This is a genomic window from Psychromicrobium ferritrahens (assembly GCF_043789415.1).
Taxonomy (GTDB): domain Bacteria; phylum Actinomycetota; class Actinomycetes; order Actinomycetales; family Micrococcaceae; genus Renibacterium.
Map to the genome: position 1 here is coordinate 235,917 of NZ_JBDLLW010000002.1, position 17,223 is coordinate 253,139.

At 61.0% G+C, this 17,223-nt stretch carries 17 protein-coding genes; 10 read left to right on the forward strand and 7 right to left on the reverse strand.

Going from position 1 to position 17,223, the window contains the following annotated elements; all coding sequences use genetic code 11:
- The first annotated feature begins 82 nt into the window (after positions 1–82).
- Together ABDK06_RS10775 and ABDK06_RS10780 are read left to right on the forward strand one after the other, a co-directional pair.
- Positions 83–1,858, forward strand: coding sequence for a M14 family zinc carboxypeptidase (locus tag ABDK06_RS10775; protein ID WP_394941023.1), 1,776 nt, complete (start codon positions 83–85; stop codon positions 1,856–1,858).
- Positions 1,859–1,911: 53 nt separating this feature from the next.
- Positions 1,912–2,262, forward strand: a complete 351-nt coding sequence (locus ABDK06_RS10780; RefSeq protein WP_394941024.1) for a hypothetical protein — start codon at positions 1,912–1,914, stop codon at positions 2,260–2,262.
- Between the two features lie 138 nt (positions 2,263–2,400).
- Here the strand turns inward: ABDK06_RS10780 and ABDK06_RS10785 are convergent, their stop codons facing one another.
- Positions 2,401–2,745 (reverse strand): VOC family protein, encoded by a 345-nt coding sequence (locus ABDK06_RS10785; RefSeq protein WP_394941025.1) that lies wholly within the window; start codon positions 2,743–2,745, stop codon positions 2,401–2,403.
- A gap of 76 nt (positions 2,746–2,821) precedes the next feature.
- On the opposite strand from ABDK06_RS10785, the gene ABDK06_RS10790 reads away from it, so the two are divergent.
- Together ABDK06_RS10790 and ABDK06_RS10795 are read left to right on the forward strand one after the other, a co-directional pair.
- On the forward strand, positions 2,822–3,250 hold the full coding sequence (locus tag ABDK06_RS10790; protein WP_394941026.1) for an OsmC family protein: 429 nt from the start codon (positions 2,822–2,824) through the stop codon (positions 3,248–3,250).
- A 419-nt stretch (positions 3,251–3,669) separates the two neighbouring features.
- Positions 3,670–4,149 carry a carboxymuconolactone decarboxylase family protein gene (locus ABDK06_RS10795; RefSeq protein WP_394941027.1) on the forward strand — a complete coding sequence of 160 codons (480 nt, stop codon included), beginning with the start codon at positions 3,670–3,672 and terminating at the stop codon, positions 4,147–4,149.
- A gap of 58 nt (positions 4,150–4,207) precedes the next feature.
- On the opposite strand, the gene ABDK06_RS10800 is transcribed toward ABDK06_RS10795, so the two are convergent.
- On the reverse strand, positions 4,208–7,726 hold the full coding sequence (locus ABDK06_RS10800) for a S41 family peptidase (RefSeq protein ID WP_394941028.1): 3,519 nt from the start codon (positions 7,724–7,726) through the stop codon (positions 4,208–4,210).
- A 62-nt stretch (positions 7,727–7,788) separates the two neighbouring features.
- Here ABDK06_RS10800 and ABDK06_RS10805 point away from each other — a divergent pair, with 62 nt between their 5' ends.
- The gene (locus ABDK06_RS10805; protein WP_394941029.1) at positions 7,789–8,700 is read left to right on the forward strand and encodes a TIGR01777 family oxidoreductase; all 912 of its coding nucleotides are present in this window, start codon (positions 7,789–7,791) and stop codon (positions 8,698–8,700) included.
- Between the two features lie 57 nt (positions 8,701–8,757).
- Here the strand turns inward: ABDK06_RS10805 and ABDK06_RS10810 are convergent, their stop codons facing one another.
- Complete coding sequence (locus ABDK06_RS10810) at positions 8,758–10,302, reverse strand: serine/threonine protein kinase (protein ID WP_394941030.1); 1,545 nt, start codon at positions 10,300–10,302, stop codon at positions 8,758–8,760.
- A gap of 92 nt (positions 10,303–10,394) precedes the next feature.
- Here ABDK06_RS10810 and lipB point away from each other — a divergent pair, with 92 nt between their 5' ends.
- From lipB to ABDK06_RS10825, 3 genes are all read left to right on the forward strand, one after another.
- The gene (gene lipB, locus ABDK06_RS10815; RefSeq protein ID WP_394941031.1) at positions 10,395–11,078 is read left to right on the forward strand and encodes a lipoyl(octanoyl) transferase LipB; all 684 of its coding nucleotides are present in this window, start codon (positions 10,395–10,397) and stop codon (positions 11,076–11,078) included.
- The gene (gene lipA, locus ABDK06_RS10820) at positions 11,075–12,085 is read left to right on the forward strand and encodes a lipoyl synthase (protein WP_394941032.1); all 1,011 of its coding nucleotides are present in this window, start codon (positions 11,075–11,077) and stop codon (positions 12,083–12,085) included. The genes lipB and lipA overlap by 4 nt, the downstream gene beginning before the upstream one ends.
- Positions 12,086–12,193: 108 nt before the next feature.
- On the forward strand, positions 12,194–12,955 hold the full coding sequence (locus ABDK06_RS10825) for a DUF4191 domain-containing protein (protein WP_394941033.1): 762 nt from the start codon (positions 12,194–12,196) through the stop codon (positions 12,953–12,955).
- A gap of 214 nt (positions 12,956–13,169) precedes the next feature.
- On the opposite strand, the gene ABDK06_RS10830 is transcribed toward ABDK06_RS10825, so the two are convergent.
- Positions 13,170–13,628, reverse strand: a complete 459-nt coding sequence (locus ABDK06_RS10830) for an RDD family protein (protein ID WP_394941034.1) — start codon at positions 13,626–13,628, stop codon at positions 13,170–13,172.
- A gap of 261 nt (positions 13,629–13,889) precedes the next feature.
- Between ABDK06_RS10830 and glnA the strand changes: the two genes are divergently transcribed.
- Complete coding sequence (gene glnA, locus ABDK06_RS10835) at positions 13,890–15,314, forward strand: type I glutamate--ammonia ligase (protein WP_394941035.1); 1,425 nt, start codon at positions 13,890–13,892, stop codon at positions 15,312–15,314.
- Between the two features lie 105 nt (positions 15,315–15,419).
- Here the strand turns inward: glnA and ABDK06_RS10840 are convergent, their stop codons facing one another.
- Positions 15,420–15,911 carry a hypothetical protein gene (locus tag ABDK06_RS10840; RefSeq protein ID WP_394941036.1) on the reverse strand — a complete coding sequence of 164 codons (492 nt, stop codon included), beginning with the start codon at positions 15,909–15,911 and terminating at the stop codon, positions 15,420–15,422.
- A 216-nt stretch (positions 15,912–16,127) separates the two neighbouring features.
- Here ABDK06_RS10840 and ABDK06_RS10845 point away from each other — a divergent pair, with 216 nt between their 5' ends.
- On the forward strand, positions 16,128–16,571 hold the full coding sequence (locus ABDK06_RS10845) for an SRPBCC family protein (RefSeq protein WP_394941037.1): 444 nt from the start codon (positions 16,128–16,130) through the stop codon (positions 16,569–16,571).
- On the opposite strand, the gene ABDK06_RS10850 is transcribed toward ABDK06_RS10845, so the two are convergent.
- Positions 16,568–16,975, reverse strand: a complete 408-nt coding sequence (locus ABDK06_RS10850; RefSeq protein WP_394941038.1) for a VOC family protein — start codon at positions 16,973–16,975, stop codon at positions 16,568–16,570. The genes ABDK06_RS10845 and ABDK06_RS10850 overlap by 4 nt on opposite strands.
- 32 nt (positions 16,976–17,007) lie before the next feature.
- Positions 17,008–17,223 carry an AsnC family protein gene (locus ABDK06_RS10855; protein WP_394941039.1) on the reverse strand — a complete coding sequence of 72 codons (216 nt, stop codon included), beginning with the start codon at positions 17,221–17,223 and terminating at the stop codon, positions 17,008–17,010.

The window sequence follows — 17,223 nt, forward strand, 5'->3', positions numbered from 1 at the left end:
CGCGGCGCGAAGCACTGATTTAAGGGCAAACTCCCAGGAATTTAAGCTGAGAACTTCCCTTCAGGAAGCTTAGAGTTCAGCCATGAAAAGTTTCCCTTTCCGCATCCTGGCAGCGGCAGCGACCCTGACAGTATGCACCAGTGCAATGGTCTCCGCGGCCGCCACCGGCGTCACCGTCCCCTCCGAAAATGTCGTTCAGAACATCGAGTTCAAAGCTGATCTCTCCTCCCCCACAGTGCGATCAGCCCTCTCCGGATACGACGTCGATATGATCAGCAAGACCTCGGGTTCCCTGCTCGGCACTCATCAGACCGCTCAGGAGCTGGCCGCCAAAGGACTTGTGATCACCAAGGAGACCCCCTACGGCAGCGATTTCACTCCGCTCGCCCCCAGGCCGGAAGCCGCTGGCAGCTCCCCGCTGCCCAGCCGGCTCGCTGGAAAGAACTATCAGACCTATTTCGGCGGCTATAAGACGGTTGCTGCTTACCAGCAGTTCGCCACCGATATCGCAGCGGCCTACCCCGAACTCGCCCAATACGTTGACTACGGCGACTCCTGGCTGAAGACCAAGGGAAAGCCCGGCGGCCATGATCTCTTCGCGCTGAGGATCACCTCGGGGGCGCAGCAGAGCAGCGATTGGCAGAACAATGCCAACCACAAACCACGCTTCGTACTGGATGGCCAGATTCACGCTCGCGAGATCGTGACGAGCGAGTTCACCTCCCGCTTCACCACCGAGCTGCTCAATGGCTACGGCAGCGACGCCGAGGTCACCGCTCTGCTGGATTCCACCGAGATCTGGGTGATCTTCAACAGCAATCCCGATGGTACTGCGATCGCCGAATCCGGGCTCAGCACGGCGGGCACCAACTCCAGCGGAGACGCCGTGCCAGCCTCCAGCAGCAAGGCCTGGCAGCGCAAGAACGCTGATAACACCGGCTATCAGAGCAGTGGAAGCTCCTCCTATAGCAATAACCACCCCGGGGTGGACCTCAACCGGAACTGGGGCGTCGGCTTCGGTGGTCAGGGCACCTCCGGAACGCCGTCCGCCCAGGAGTACCGTGGCCCCTCGGCGATGTCCGAGCCCGAAACCCAGCAGCAGAGCGCGTTCTTCACCAAGCTCTTCGGCTCCCATCCGGTCAGCAACAATAATCCGGCACCGCTCAGCACCCAGGGCACGGTGCTGACGCTGCACAGCTACGCGGGCCTGGTGATCTACCCCTACGCCTATGACAACACCGTGATCCCGCCGAATATCAGTGGGATCAAAGATCTCGGCTTCCGGCAGAGCTTCTACAACGGCCTCACCGCTGGAGCGGCCGGAGACATTCTCTACAACGCCGCGGGCGGAGACATCGACTGGATCTATCAGAAGACCGGAGTTCCCGCTTATACCTGGGAAGTCGGCTCCTCCAGCGAAGGCGGGTTCTTCCCCTCCTTCTCGCGAGTGGACTCCATGTGGCAGAAATATCGCGGCGGCATCTACTATGCCGCGGAAGCTGCTGCCGCTCCCTATCAGACTCCGGCCGGGCCAACCCCGACCGCTCTGACCGCGACTCGGAGCGGAAGTGGCGCCGTGGTCAACGCCACCGGGAATGACAACACTTACGGCACCAAACCCTCTCAGAGCAAGCCCGCTGCGCAGGTCGTGCAGCAAGCGGAGTATTCTCTGGGCAGCACAGCGGCCGCCCCGGGAACAGGTACCGCGCTGAGCCTCGCGGACGGTGTGGCCAATTCGACCACTGAATCCTTCACCGGCACGATTGCGAACCTCCCCGCGGGTCAGCAGACCCTGTTCGTCCGCATGAAGGATAGCGACGGTCATTGGGGGCCTGCCAAGGCGGTGTTCATCCCTTAACAATTTACTGACTAAATGTCAGTAAATTGTTCTACCTGGCGTAGAATAAGTGCATGGATTTCCTCAAATATCTGTTGATTTTCTTGCACATTCTCGGTGCGGCCGCGATCGTCGGAGGCTGGTTCGCCACCTTCAAGAAACCCACCGTGCTGCCTATTCAGCTCTGGGGTGCAATAGCTCAGTTGGTCACAGGTCTCGCCCTGGTCGGTTTGGCCGGGGCGAGTCATGACCCGCTGAACTACTTCAAGATCACCGTGAAACTGGTGATCGCCGTCGCAGTGGTGATTCCAGCGATCATCGGCTACCGCAAAGCACGCAGCGGCGAGGCGGTCTCCACCGGACTCGCTCATGCAGTGGGCGGGATGGCGCTGATCAATATCGCCGTCGCTACGCTATGGCACTGAGCTAAGGCAGAGAAGTCACTGATGCCTTGTATCGCTGAACTCAGTGATACAAGGCATCAGTGCTTGTGCGTCAGGCTACCCAACCGGCTGTGACTTACTCGACGCTGATTCAGGGAGTTTGGCTCAGTGGGTTTGGGCTCAACCGGCTTGCGAGAGGCAGAACTCATTGCCTTCCGGATCCGCCAGCACCACCCAGTGGAATGACCCGGACCAATGGTCCTCCAGCTGGCTCGCACCCAGGCTCAGGGCGCGGGCCAGCTCTGCTTCCGGATCCTCAGCGGTGAAGTCCAGGTGCAGTCTGCGACGTCCCTCACTCGGCTGCTCGACGCGCTGAAAGGCCAGCCGGGTCTGCCCCGGACCCGGTGTGAGCCAGATGAAGCCCTCGTGCTCGAAGGCCACCTCGGTGCGTAGGAACTCAGCCCAGAACTGAGCGAGCCGTTGCGGATATTGCGCATTGATCATCACGGAAGAAAGTTCAGGCACCTCCACATGGTAGCAACCGGGCTAATCTGCCTAGGATGGTCGAGGAAACACATCCGCTTAGTCAAGGAGATCAATCATGGCGACAGTCCGTTCAGCACACACCGTCTGGCAAGGCGATCTGCCCACCGGCAGTGGCCAGGTCACCCTAGATAGTTCTGGCCTCGGCACCTACGATGTCACCTGGAAGGCGCGCGCCGAGCAGGCCGAAGGGAAAACCAGCCCGGAGGAACTCATCGCCGCTGCCCACTCCGCATGTTTCTCTATGGCTTTCAGCCATGCCCTGGGAGCGGAGGGGAAGACCCCCAGCAAGGTGCAGACCAAGGCCGACGTCACCTTCCAGCCCGGCGAAGGGATCACCGGCATTCACCTCACCCTGCTGGCCAGTGTTCCGGATCTGAGCGAGGAGGATTTCCAAAGAATCGCCGAAGGCGCCAAGACCGGATGCCCGGTGTCCGCTGCTCTCACCGGCACCACCATCACTCTGGAAGCCACGCTAGAAGCTTAAAAGGTGACGCCAAAAATTTTCTGCCGAACTAGTTTATTTCTCAGCGGCTACGTTTTGACCGGTTGAGTTTAGTCAGTGACCTTGGGCAGCAACGTTTTGGCCAGACCATTCGGTGAAAATGCTGCCGGCAGGGTATCCAGCTAAAACTGTTCAGACCAAAACTTTCCAGCCGAGGGCCGTTTCCAGCAGTGGGGCGGCCCTCACCCACGTCTCAACCACCTCTCCAGTTTCAGCTATCCCACTCAGTGTGACAAAAGTTACGGAAGTGAAAGGAAAACAGGCACATCTGTACCTTTTAGTAACACTCGATGGGACAGCAGGATGGCTTATTGGGAGGACTTGAGGGAGTAGTCATACGGCTAGACAGAAAAATCGGCTCTCAGGTCCTGAGCTAGGCTCTCAGGTCCTAGGCTAGAAGGATGGATTCAAACAATAATTCCCCGGCCCGACGCATCCGCATTCCAAAAGTTGATCCGGCCTTCTATCAGGCGATGAACCAGCTGACCGATGCCGCCGCGGCGGGGCTCGACCCCCTGCTCGCCGAACTGATCAAGATCCGAGCCTCTCAGATCAACGGCTGCGCCTTCTGCCTGGATGTCCATCTGCAAGAGTCCCGGGCTCTCGGAGAGAGCCAGCAGCGCCTGGACATCTTGGCAGGCTGGCACGAATCCCCGAGTTATTTCACCGAGCAAGAGCAAGCGGCCCTGGCGCTCACCGAGGCCATCACGCTGCTCCCCGAGGCCGGGGTTCCCGACGGCGTCTATCAACGCGCGGCTGAGGCCTTCGGTGACACCGGGCTGTCTCATGTAATGGAGATGATCATCGCGATCAACGCCTGGAACCGCATCGGCGTCGCCACTCGGCTGAGCCCGCCACGGCGCCGGGAAGCCAGTAACTGAGCAGCCGCTGAGAGCCAGTTCGCAGCTGCTGATCTGGGCTTATTCCACTGATCTGGGCTTATTCTTCGCCTTGCGGCCTCGGCGGAAGTGCTGCCGGGCGAAGAGAACGGTAGCCCTCGTGAGCGGGCGGCCGCTCGGTGGGGATTTCGCTGAGCATCTCACGCAGCACCCCGAGACCGTACTCCAATTGCGGGTCCTCCCCTGCCCCGTAAGCGTGCGGCGGGAAGGTCACTTCGATATCGGGGTCCACCCCGTAGTTCTCCACTCCCCAGCCGACGCCGCCAGTGAACCAGAAGGCATAGCGAGGCTGTGTCACGGCAGTGCCGTCGGCCAGATCGAATCTGCCGTCGATGCCGACCACCCCGCCCCACGTCCTGGTACCGATCACCGGCCCGATGCCGCGCAGTTTCGAGACTTGAGTGATGATATCGCCATCCGATCCGGCGAATTCATCACTCAGGATGACCACCGGGCCACGCGGGGAGTTCGCCGGATAGGGCAGGTCTTCACCGCCGCGGGACCTGGTCCAGGCCGTCACCTTGCGCCCGATCAGTTCAGCGACGAGCTGAGAGGTATGGCCTCCACGATTGTGCCGCACGTCGACGATCAGCGCGTCCAATCCGGTTTCGCTGTCCAGATCGCGGTGCAATTGCGCCCAGCCATTGGCCACCATATCGGGCACGTGCAGATAGCCGAAACGCCCCTCGGAAGCCTCGCGGACGAGCTGACGATTAGCGCGCACCCAGTTCTGGTAGCGTAACTTCCCCTCATCCTTGATCGGGACGACGGCGACCCTGCGACGTTGCCCGACGTCGTGCTGATGTGCGGGGCCGTTGAGCACGGTGAGCTCCACGACCTTATCCCCGCTTCCGGCGAGCAGCTGATCCGGAGTCGAGTCAGCGAGCGGGCTGCCGTTGATCGCTAAGAGCACATCGCCGGGTTGCACATCGCTCCCCGGGGCGTTCAGCGGCGAGCGAGCATAGGGGTCGGAGGACTCGCCCGGTAGGATGCTGAGCACCTCCCAGCCCTGACTGTTCTTCCGCAGGCTGGCCCCCAGTCTACCCTGCGCACCTCGCTCGGGCTCGGTGACCGGTTCGGCCATCACATAGGCGTGCGAGGTACCGAGCTCTCCGTGCAGTTCCCAGAGCAGGTCAACCAGGTCGTCATAGCTGCCAAGTCGCTCCACGATCGGCCGATAGCTGTCGTAAACGCCCTGCCAGTCCAAGCCCGCTAGATCCTCGGTCCAGAAGAAGTCCCGTTGCAGTCTCCATGCCTCATCGAAAGCCTGTCCCCAGACCTTAACCGGGTCGAGCTCAACTCTGATCCGGCTGAGATCCACCGAAATAGCATCCGCGGACTTGGCCTCGACTTTCTTATCGCTCGGCACGACGCTGACTTTGCCGTCATTGATCACCACGAGACGCTTACCATCGCCGCTGAGCGCATAACGCTGCACTTCGTCGACCAGGACGGCGATTTCCTTGCTCTCGAAGTCGAAGCGCTCCAAGCGCCGGGCAGCGGGCTGGTCCGAGGTGGTAGCTCGACCTTCCCCGGTTTCGCCTTCCAGCTCCTGGTTGAGCCAGAGCAGGCCGCCGTCCACCGCGTGCAGCGCATGGTAGTTCCCCTGTGCCACGGGAACTGCAATCAGCCGATCCGCGATGCCCTCGGCGTCAACCACCAGCTGGATCTCCGGGTCTTTCGCAGCGTCCTGTTCAGTCTGCGCACTTCCAGCGACCGGCGAACCGTCCACCGAGGGGCCGAAAGGAGAAGGTGTCTTGGCATCCAGGGCCAGCAGATAGGGTTTCACCGCACTGGGGAAGGCCAGATCGAAACGCTGAGTGTCATAAACCGGGTCAAAACTGCGCCGCGAAAGAAAGGCGACGAACTTCCCATCCGGGGTGAACCGGGGGGAGAAATCGTTGAATCGCCCGTCCGTGAGCTCCAGAATCGGTTGCTCCGGCTCGGTCACGGCGAGCAGCTTCAGTTTGCTTCGACCACCCCCGGCGCCGACGCATTCAGGCCAGATCAACCATTTCGAATCGGGGCTGAAGCTGAGCTCCTCGACGTTGGAGAGGTCGCTGCTGGAGACCTCGCGCAGGCTGCCCGCTGCGACGTCCAGAAGCAGTACTTCACCGTATTCGGTGCCCAATGCCGCGTACCGGCCATCCGGGCTGGTCTCCAACACGGCGGTCCTGCTCGGCTTCGAGAAATCGATGCGCACCGGGGAGGTTTCCTGCGTCGGGGGCGTCGAACCGCCGTCATCGGTCTGCTGCACTGATTCTTGAGGTGTTGATTCTTGCTCTAGTCGGCCTGCCGCCTGCTCGGCAGGAATTGCCTGCTGAGACCGCTTTGCCGCGGCTGCCGAGGAACTCGCCGGAACCGGCTGCGGCAGCCCGTCCTGAGCAGATGCTTGCGCAGCGGCGTCCTCCGACGGCCCCGAGGAGGAACTCGGGGAGGAAGCAGAGTGCGTCGGCGCTGTGGCGAGTGGGCTGAGCGGAGCCAAATAGATAGCTTCCTGACCCTCGTGGTCCGCGAGATAAATCACCCGATCCGAGCCGAGCAACCGGGGCAGCCTGGCACGCACCCCCGGAGTCGTCTCGATACTGCGTGCTGGACCGTCCCGATGGGTCAGCAGGTGAATCGTGCCGTGCGCCTCGACGAGGCTCGCCCGGCCGCTCTGATCGGGTCTGACCTCATTGAGGTGCTTTGCCACCTTGAGCGGATACTTCCGCCGCCCAGTGGAAGCGGAACCCAGCGTGATCGCTAATTGCACCGGCTCGGCGTCCAGGCTCTCCAATAGGAACAGATGACCGGCCGATTCATAGACCACTCGCTGCCCGTCGGTGGCAGCGTGCCGGACATAGAAACCTTCATGGTCAGTGTGCCTACGAAGTTTCTTGCCGCTGGGCTTGACCGAGTAGAGGTTCCCGTAGCCTTCGTGGTCCGAGAGGAAAGCTATCCGGTCACCGATCCACATCGGGTCGACCAGATTCCCGTCGAGATCCGGAACCAGCCGGGAGAAATCCCCGGAACCATCCCGGTCGATCCACAATTTGCCTGTGGTACCGCCCCGGTAGCGTTTCCACCAGGCGGGTTCACGGGAGTACACCGAAGAGAGCACCACGGGCTTCTCATCCCCCACCACGGGGCCATAGGCCACGGCGTCAATCGGACCATAGGGAAGCGGGCTTCTGGTGTTATCACTCAACGAAACCGCATAGCCGAAGGTGTATGACCTGTGCGGCTGCTCGAAGGAACTCGCCACCAGGGCGGAGCCATCCGCGGTGAAGCCGCGGAATTTCGTCGAAGCATGACCGAACCAGGTGTGCTGCCGGAAATCTCCGCCGTCCACCGCAACGGAGACCAACTCCGGCGCGGAGCCCTGCACCACTGTCCACAACAGCCTGGAGCCGTCAGGACTGAATCTGGGATTCCTGGCCGGTAAACCCAACGAGGAGACCCGCCAGGCGCGCCCTCCCGAGAGCGGCGCAAGCCAGACATCGTCCTCAGCGACGAAGGTCAGTAAATCACCGTGCAGATGTGGGAAACGGAGGTATTGGGAGTTCTCAGCACTCATGAATTGATCTTAGTCACAGCCACCGACAGCGCCACAATGACCAATGAGTGGTGAAATAAAGGATGAAAGTTTTAATCTCCGGAGCCTCAGGAATGCTGGGCAGCGGTTTGTCGACGACGCTGCGCAGTCAAGGTCACCACGTAGTCCGCTTAGTACGCCGGGCAGCAGACAGCCCCGCAGAAATATCCTGGGATCCAGCGCGAGGTGTGCTCGATCCCACTGCCCTCAAGGGTTTTGACGCCGTGGTGAACCTCTCCGGCGCACCGCTCATTCAGCTGCCGCGACGCTGGACTCGCAGCTTCATCGAGGAACTCTACGCTTCGAGGATCGGCCCTACCCGCACCCTGGCGACCGCTATCGCCTCGGCCGACGAGCCGCCCAAGGTGCTGCTGAATCAGTCGGGCGCCGGTTATTACGGCGAGCACCCGCAGGGTGAGCTCGATGAATCCGGACCGCTCGGTCAGGGAATCCTGGCTGATTTATGCGCTCACTGGGAAGAGGCCACTGCAGCGGCCGAAGAAACCGCACGAGTAGTCCGAATGCGTACCGGGGTGGTTTTTGGAATCGGCGGAGGAGCTCTGGCCAAGCTGCTGCTGCCGCTCAGACTGGGACTGGGCGGACGATTGGGCAACGGAGAGCAAATATGGCCGTGGATCTCTCAGCTCGATCTGACCGCAGCGATGATCCATCTGCTGGAGAATCCACTGAGCGGGCCGGTGAATCTGGTGGCCCCTGAGAATGCCAGCCTCAACCAGATCGTCACCGAACTCGCTCGTGCCCTGCATCGCCCGCATGCTTTTCCGGTACCGGCTTTCTTACTTGAGCTGGGCCTGGGCAAAAAAGCCGCCGATGAAGTCCTGCTCACCAGCACCCGGACCCGGCCTGCCGCCCTGCTGGGCAGCGGCTTCAGTTTTGTTCACCCCGAGGTCGCCGGCGCAGCTGACTGGATTGCCAGCCAGCTCAAGGAAAAGTGAGCTCTGGCCTGGAGCACCGCGGACCACCGAAATGGCAGACTGGGTCTCAGCTAGGTCTCAGATCCTGAAAACCTGGGCAATGAGCCAGTGACCCTGATGCAGTTTCAGGACCAGCCGAAGATCTTGCTGGGTCGGCATCGACTGACTGGAAAACAGGCTTCCGTCGATGCCACGCTCCTGGAAGGCGCTGAAGCGGAAACTAGCCCGGACCACGAGCCACCCGGCCTGACTGCCCTGCTCGCGGCTCAGCCCCTGCACGACGATGTCGAACCCCCGCAGCAGATGCTTGCGGTTTTTTAGCTCCTGGAGCAACCGCTGATCGTTGAGCATCGCCGTCGAGCCGGGTAGATTGACCTTCTCCAACAGTTCAGCCCGGCCACTGCGAAAGGCCTCGGCGCGCCACCAGCTGAGAGCCCTGAGCACCAACAATGGGTCATCGGAGGAGGTTGCCTGGCTCATCGCGGCGGGTATCTCCTGACCTGGCCGAGCTTCGCTCAGGGTTCGCCCGAGCGGCAGCTGCATCATAGGATCTGCGTAGAACGCCACTCCTAGCCCGAGCGCAACAACAAGGGCCACCGGCCAGAGCCTGCGCAGCGGCGCGCTCCCCCGCCACTGCGAGATCTTCAAGACCTCACGAACCCCTCGGCTCAACCCACCGGTTGCCCGCACGGGCGCGGCAGAGCACTCCGCCGCCGTTGCTGTGTGTTTTGTTCCGGCGATCCCTTCTGCGTGTTTTTCGACAGTGCTCAATGCCACCGGCAGAGCCTGTGCGCTTTTGAAGATCTCCTTGGCCAGCCCGGCGGCCTGAGGACGCAACTCCGGAATCGGGTGAAGGCCCGCTTGAAGTGCCGACTCTAAAGCCTGCGGAACGCCATCGGGCAAGGCGGCCATCCGGCGGGATGGCATTGGCGGCACCCCGCTGAGGCACCACCAGCCCAGCAGGGATAAGGCATAGACATCGTCACCGAAAGACTGACTGCGCTGCCTCGGCACCGGAGACCGAACTGAGGCAGCACTCGTGATACCGGTGAGCCGGGCACCGGCGGCGCCGTCCACCGGGTGAGCGGCCGGCTGTGGTGAGGACTCGCGGTACAGCGCTGCCAGGCCCAGATCAGCGAGCCTCGGCAGCCCTTCGGCTGAGAAAAGAATATTTCCAGCGGAAAGCGCGCCGTGCGGCATCCCCTGAGCGTGCAGATAACCCAGAGCCTGGAAAATCGGAGTCAGAATCGTGACGGTCTCCCCCGGGCTGAGCCGACCACGATGCCTGAGGAGCTGCGCGAGTGACCCGCCAGCGGCATAATCCATCAACACACCGGTGACCCCCAGCCACTCAGCTGTGAGTTTCACCACATCATGAAGCGCTATTAAGTGATCGTGCCGAAGCGCCTTGAGCGCCCGCAACTCCCTCCGCAGCCCGAGCTGCCTGCCTTCAGCGACGCCCTCCTGAGGAGCCGTGGACGACGTCCGAAAGCACTTGAGAGCGTAGAGCTCTCCTTTAGCCGCACTGACCAGCCAGACCTGAGCGGCACCACTGCTGCCGAGGAGTCCTCTGAACTGAAGGCCCTCGACGGTGGGCGGGGTGATCGGGAAAAGCCTCTCCATCTCTTAGTGATACCCGATTTACTGAATCCGTGCAGAAGTTTTCCACAGGTCACAAATTTAGCCCGCTCCGGCATCGGGTCTACGCTAGATGCATGACCCTTGAGTTCTCCGAAGTCGGGTTCGCACCACACTTCGTGGATTACCGGCAGGCCTGGGATCTCCAGCAGAAGGTGCACGCTGACGTGGTAGCTGGAGAAGCCCCTAGCACTGTCCTGTTGCTTGAGCACTCGCCGGTTTACACCGCGGGCAAGCGCACCGAAGATCACGAACGCCCCTTTGACGGCACTCCGGTGATTCCGGTGGACCGCGGCGGCAAGCTCACCTGGCACGGTCCGGGTCAGCTGGTGGGCTACCCCATCCTGGCGCTACGCGACCCGCATGCCATCAAGGAGTACGTGCACCTGATCGAGGACGTGCTGATCGCGGTGCTGGCCGACTACGGGATCCAAGGCCAGAGAGTCGAAGGCCGGGCAGGTATCTGGTTGCCAGCCGATAGCAAGGGCCCCGATCGGAAAATCGCCGCGATCGGCATCAGAGTGCACAATGGCGTGACCATGCACGGCTTCGCGATCAACGCCAATAATGACCTGGCTCCCTATCAGCAGATCATCGCCTGCGGGATTAGCGACGCCGGAACCACTACGATAAGCCAAGAGATCGCAAGAGATATCAGCCCCACCGAGCTCGCACCGAAGATCCGGCGTGAACTGATTGCCCGAGAAGCCGAACTCATCGGCACCGCTGTTTCAGCCGAAAGAGAAGGAGTGCACCAGTGACCCTGGCACCCGAGGGCCGCAAGATGCTGCGCATCGAGGCCCGCAACGCGCAAACCCCGGTCGAACGCAAGCCCGAATGGATCAAGGCCAAGGTCACGATGGGCCCGGAATACATCGGGATGAAGAACCTGGTGAAGAAGGAAGGCCTGCACACCGTCTGCGAAGAAGCGGGTTGCCCGAATATCTTCGAATGCTGGGAAGACCGTGAAGCCACCTTCCTGATCGGCGGGGCGCAGTGCACCAGGCGCTGTGACTTCTGCCAGATCGACTCCGGCAAACCCTCTCCGCTGGATCGCTTCGAACCGACCAAAGTCGCTCGCAGCGTGGTCAAGATGAACCTGCGCTACGCCACCGTCACCGGCGTCGCCCGCGACGACCTGGAGGACGAAGGGGTCTGGCTCTACGCCGAGACGATCCGCAAGATCCACGAACTCAACCCGGGCACCGGCGTCGAGATTCTGATCCCCGACTTCTCCGGAAAGCCGGAGAACATCCAGGCGATCTGCGAGGCCAAGCCCGAAGTCTTTGCGCACAACGTGGAGACCGTACCGCGGATCTTCAAGCGGATTCGCCCCGCTTTCCGCTACGAGCGCTCCCTCGATGTGATCACTCAGGGACACGATTTGGGCATGGTGACCAAGTCGAATCTGATCCTCGGCATGGGCGAAACCCGCGAGGAGATCTCCGAAGCGCTGCGCGATCTGCACGAGGCGAAGTGTGATCTGATCACCATCACCCAGTACCTACGGCCGAGCGAACGGCATCTGCCGGTGGATCGCTGGGTCAAGCCCCAGGAGTTCCTGGAATTGCGCGATGAGGCCGAGGAAATTGGCTTCCTGGGCGTGATGAGCGGCCCCTTGGTGCGTTCCTCCTACCGGGCGGGGCGCTTGTGGGCCACCGCAATGCGCAAGAAGGGCCGCGAGATCCCCGCTGAACTGGCTCATATCGCCGAAGGCATCGAGGATTCCGGCAATACCCGGCAGGAAGCCGCTTCGCTGGTCGGCTGATCAGCCATTTTCGCGTCACTCGGTACGGCTCGGGAGGGATTTCGCTCTCGGAGAGAGGGCTTCCCTCCGGTGCAGAAGGGCCGAAGGAACAGATAGAATATTGGCATTATGGCCAAAACCTCTGATTCCGCAGGCAATCCTCCTCAGGAGCGCCGCTCGCTGTTCTCCCGCAAGCCCAAAGCTCCGAAGCCGAATAAGCAGCCCGGCCGGATGAAGCAGATGCTCGACGTCTTCAAGATGACCCGGCGCTACGATCCCAGCGTGGTCTGGCTGATGCTGCTGGTCTTCTTGGGTGTGATCGCCCTGGCTCTGGTGATCTCCTACTTCTTCTTCAACAACAATTGGATCACCGCGCTGATCCTGGGCATTCCATTGGGCTTGCTGGGTGCGCTGTTGATTCTCTCGCGCCGGGCGGAGAAGGCAGCTTTCGCTCAGATCGAGGGAAAGCCAGGAGCTTCCGGAGCCGCACTGAACACGCTGCGCCGCGGCTGGGTGGTCGAAGAGCAGCCGGTGGCCGTCAATCCGCGCAGCCAGGATGCGGTCTTCCGGGCGGTTGGCCGTCCCGGTGTGGTTCTGGTCACCGAAGGCGCCCCCCATCGAGTGCGTAGCCTGGTGGATGCTGAGCGCAAGAAGCTCAACCGGATCCTGCCCAATGTTTCAGTGCACGTGATCCAATCCGGCCGTGAAGAGGGCCAAGTCGAGCTGGGTAAAGTGGCCAAGCAGGTGCGCAAGCTGAAGAACGAGCTGACCAAGGCCGAAGTCAGCGCGGTGAGCAAGCGGATCGCTTCGCTGGGTTCCAAGCTGCCGATCCCGAAGGGCATCGATCCTTATAAGGCTCGCCCGGACCGCAAGGCCGCTCGCGGACGCTAAGCCGCAGTTCACGAATCGTTATTCCTCTGCCCACCGAATCTACTGATTCGGTGGGCAGAGACGTTTCCACCCGCTCAATCAGCGGTGCAGTGGGTCGGCTGCAGGTGAACCCGAGTGACGGCTAAATTCGTCACGACGGCGCCAGGCTCGCTATCGGGAGCTCCCTGAGATGGCTCCCGGAGGTTGAATGCCTCCTCGATAACCGTCGATTTGTCTAAGCTCGTCGGACCAAAACGGTGTTCATCGCCTTATCGTGTAGACCACGATGGTCGGGGTCAGTGATAACCGCTGGGATCAGCAGGCAGAGCAGTAGGCCGCGTACGACGCCGGCCAACAATCCGGCCGGCGCGAACTCCGCGTTCCCAGCTCCCCTTTGGCGTACCACGTGGATCTTCGCGATCCGATGCCCGATGCTGTAACCGAGAGTGCCGACCAGCACGATCTGCTCCACAAGGAAAATACCCAGTGTGGCCAAGGCAGCTCCCTGGAACAGGAAGTAGCTGATCAGCATCGATAGACCCCAGTCGATCACCAGGGCGAGAATCCGCCGTCCGGCACGAGCGATAGACCCAGGCCCGGTCTCCGGCAGGCCAAGCCGCTCACCGGGATATTTGGAGATATGAGAGGTGTCCGGTCCGGACATCCAGGAGCCAAGGTCTTTGCGATCTACCACTCCTCAAGGCTACCGGGCTCAAGGCGCTTACTCACAGCCCACTCCGAAGGCAGCGGCCCCTGCTTCGGCAGCATTTCGGTGCTGTTTCAGCAGGATCAATCAGATTTCCAGCGGGTTTCCGGCAGGTTCGCGGTGCTGACCGTAACCTGCCGGAAACAATCACGATACCGTCGAGAAACCCTCCCTGACTATGCTGTTAACAGTTGGGGTTCCACAGTTAGCAGTCGCCCCTGCCTTGCCTACGTGCCAAAAGGAGCATAGATGTTCAAGAATGCGGACGAAGTCCTCAAGTTCATCAAAGACGAAGACGTGAAGTTCGTCGATATTCGCTTTACCGACCTTCCAGGGGTCCAGCAGCACTTCAACGTGCCAGCGCAAAGCGTCGACGCTGATTTCTTTGTCAACGGGCAGCTCTTCGATGGTTCGTCGATCCGTGGTTTCCAGGGCATTCACGAATCAGATATGCAGCTCATCCCGGATGTCACCACCGCTTTCATCGACCCCTTCCGGGTGGAGAAGACCCTGGCGTTGAACTTCTCGATCGTCAACCCGCGCACCGGCGATCCTTACCACCGCGACCCCCGCAGCGTCGCCGAGCGCGCCGAAGCCTATCTTGCCTCCACCGGCATCGCGGATACCGCTTTCTTCGCTCCAGAGGCCGAGTTCTACGTCTTCGACAATGTGCAGTTCGAATCCTCCCCGCAGGGCTCCTTCTACAAGGTCGATTCCATTGAGGCACCGTGGAACAGCGGCCGCGAAGAAGAGGGCGGAAACCTCGCCAATAAGACTCCTTTCAAAGGCGGCTACTTCCCAGTGGCCCCGCAGGACCATCAGGCCGATCTGCGCGACGCCATCTGCCTCGCGCTCGGTGACGCCGGTCTGGAAGTAGAGCGCTCCCACCACGAAGTGGGTGCCGCCGGTCAGGCTGAGATCAACTACAGGTTCTCCACCTTGGTGCACGCCGCAGACGATCTGCAGAAGTTCAAGTACATCGTGAAGAACACCGCCGCCGAATGGGGCAAGACGGTGACCTTCATGCCCAAGCCGATCTTCGGTGATAACGGCTCGGGCATGCACTGCCACCAGTCCCTGTGGAATGGCGGCGAGCCGCTGTTCTACGACGAAAAGGGCTACGGCGGCCTCTCGGACATCGCCCGCTGGTACATCGGCGGCGTGCTGAAGCACGCTTCCGCGATTCTGGCCTTCACCAATCCGACGGTCAACTCCTACCGACGTTTGGTCAAGGGCTTCGAAGCTCCGGTCAACATGGTTTACTCGCAGGGCAACCGCTCGGCAGGTATCCGAATCCCGATCACCGGTTCCAACCCGAAGGCCAAGCGCATTGAATTCCGCGCGCCGGACCCCTCCTCCAATCCTTATCTGGCTTTCGCCGCTCAGTTGATGGCCGGTCTGGACGGCATTCGCAACCGGATCGAGCCGCCCGCCCCGATCGACAAGGATCTCTACGAACTGCCGCCGGAAGAAGCCAAGGACATCCCGAAGGCTCCGGGGTCCCTCGAAGAGGCCCTGGCCGCACTGGAGGCCGATAATGAGTTCCTGCAGGCCGGTGGGGTCTTCCCGCAAGACCTGATCGATACCTGGATCGAGTACAAGCGTGAAAACGAGATCAAGCCGCTGAGCTTGCGCCCGAACCCCTATGAGTTCGAGCTCTACTACGGCGTCTGAGCCTTCGCTTAAAGTAGGACGGCGGGAGCACCTCACGGTGTCTCCCGCCGTCCTACTTTAAGGCTTCTTTAAGTCTTCAAACCCGGAGGCTCGGCTCCGCTCCGCTCAGCTGTGATAAACCGCTGCCACCTGGAGTCCGCCGCCGACGATGCCCCAGGCGATGTGACGAGGCCAGCTCTCCCCTGCGAGCAGTTGCAAGGGAATCACGTAGATTCCACGACTCGGATCGCTCAAATTGCGAAAAGCTGGCCGGTCCTTGATCCAGATCTTGCCGCCGCCGTCCCAGGCCACCGGCACGTCGTAGAGGTATCCGTGGTCACGCAGCCCGTCAGCGATGGCTTCTGCTTCGCCGCGCAGCTTCTCAAGGGTCGGCAGATCGATGTCCTCTCCAGTGGAGAAGGCGAGTGCGTAGTAAAGATTGTTATCGCCGTAGTCGCGTTCCGCGAGCAGCGCCGCAGGGGCCACTCCTTTCGAAGTGGCCTGGGCGAACAGCGCCTGAGCTTTCTTAGCGCGGCCGCCGAAGAGTCCTCCGCCGAAGAGCGTTTTATTGCCTTCAACGGTGTCTAGCTGAGCGGTGAGCGCTGGATTCTGTGGCACGTGATACCTTCTTCACTCTGGGTTCGAGGGGCTGGATCACGGGGATGAGAGCTTGAAAGGCCACTGCGGCTCAAGCCGCTCGGCTGCACATCGGAGCGATCCCAGACCCGCTCAACTAATTTGAAATTTACTATCTCTAATAAGAGCTAAGAGTACCAGCCGACCACTCCTCGCTCTAGCCCCATCGGCCGCCACCCCGCCAACTATGCTGGGACCGTGACCTTCCAGTTCGTCCTCAACACCAGTTCTGCGCGCAGCGTCGAAGAACTCTTCAAGGCTTCACTCAGTATTGATGCACATCTTGAATCAATGTCTGCGAGTGAGGAAACCGCTATCGGCGGTATTACCCGCGGGCAGATCGGCCTGGGCGAGACGGTTCGCTGGCGGGCACGACACTTCGGCATCTGGTGGACCATGACGTCGAAGGTCGTCGAGCTGGAGGCTCCACATTACTTCATCGACGAGCAGCAACGCGGGCCCTTTAAACAGTTCCGCCATCTGCATCGCTTCGAAAGCCAGGGTGCGATGACCGTGATGACTGATACGCTCACGGTCACCGCACCGCTCGGCCCACTGGGCTGGCTCGCTGAAAAAATCTTCCTCAAGAGCTATCTGAGAAAGCTGATCGAGGAGAGAAATAAGTTCTTGGTGGGCGCTTAGCCCTCAGGCATTTGACTCATATCCATGAAGAAGATCTCCCAGTGATGACCATCGAGATCCAGGAAGCTCCGCTGATACATGAAGCCCTGATCCATGGTCTCACCGGTCGGGCTGGCTCCGCTGGAGAGAGCCTGATCCACCAGGGTATCGACCTCTTCCCGGCTGTCGGTGCCGATCGCGAAAATCGCCTGATCGGCAACTTTCGCGTCAGCGACGGGCTTCGAGGTGAATCCCTGGAAGTAGTCCTTGACCAGCAGCATAAAGTAGGCGTCTTCGCCCACCAGCATGCAGGTGGCGTTTTCATCGGTGAACTGCGGATTGAAGCTGAACCCGAGCCCGGTGAAGAATTCAACGGAAGCATCGAGATTGGAGACCGGAATGTTGACGAATAATTTGCGTGACATTCCCCCAAGCTAGCAAGCCTGCCCCAGAAGAGCTAGGCCTTGCCGAATTTTTTGTGCACCGCCTGTTTACTGACTCCCAAGCAGACCGCGATCATCTCCCAGGAGAAACCAGACTGACGCGCCCGGCGCACCAAAGCGGCCTCAGTACGACTCACTTCCCGCTGCAATTCAGCCAGCGCAAAAAGCGCCTCGGTGGGATTCTCCGCATCCATATCGCCAACCAGGGTTTTCATTCGCTCTACCTCCAT

What these genes read in the sequence shown, in the direction of transcription:
- ABDK06_RS10775 (WP_394941023.1), top strand. Translation starts at nt 83, where the DNA reads ATGAAAAGTTTCCCTTTCCGCATCCTGGCAGCGGCAGCGACCCTGACA.
- ABDK06_RS10780 (WP_394941024.1), top strand. Translation starts at nt 1,912, where the DNA reads ATGGATTTCCTCAAATATCTGTTGATTTTCTTGCACATTCTCGGTGCG.
- ABDK06_RS10790 (WP_394941026.1), top strand. Translation starts at nt 2,822, where the DNA reads ATGGCGACAGTCCGTTCAGCACACACCGTCTGGCAAGGCGATCTGCCC.
- ABDK06_RS10795 (WP_394941027.1), top strand. Translation starts at nt 3,670, where the DNA reads ATGGATTCAAACAATAATTCCCCGGCCCGACGCATCCGCATTCCAAAA.
- ABDK06_RS10800 (WP_394941028.1), bottom strand. Translation starts at nt 7,726, where the DNA reads ATGAGTGCTGAGAACTCCCAATACCTCCGTTTCCCACATCTGCACGGT.
- ABDK06_RS10805 (WP_394941029.1), top strand. Translation starts at nt 7,789, where the DNA reads ATGAAAGTTTTAATCTCCGGAGCCTCAGGAATGCTGGGCAGCGGTTTG.
- ABDK06_RS10810 (WP_394941030.1), bottom strand. Translation starts at nt 10,302, where the DNA reads ATGGAGAGGCTTTTCCCGATCACCCCGCCCACCGTCGAGGGCCTTCAG.
- lipB (WP_394941031.1), top strand. Translation starts at nt 10,395, where the DNA reads ATGACCCTTGAGTTCTCCGAAGTCGGGTTCGCACCACACTTCGTGGAT.
- ABDK06_RS10825 (WP_394941033.1), top strand. Translation starts at nt 12,194, where the DNA reads ATGGCCAAAACCTCTGATTCCGCAGGCAATCCTCCTCAGGAGCGCCGC.
- glnA (WP_394941035.1), top strand. Translation starts at nt 13,890, where the DNA reads ATGTTCAAGAATGCGGACGAAGTCCTCAAGTTCATCAAAGACGAAGAC.
- ABDK06_RS10850 (WP_394941038.1), bottom strand. Translation starts at nt 16,975, where the DNA reads ATGTCACGCAAATTATTCGTCAACATTCCGGTCTCCAATCTCGATGCT.
- ABDK06_RS10855 (WP_394941039.1), bottom strand. Translation starts at nt 17,223, where the DNA reads ATGGAGGTAGAGCGAATGAAAACCCTGGTTGGCGATATGGATGCGGAG.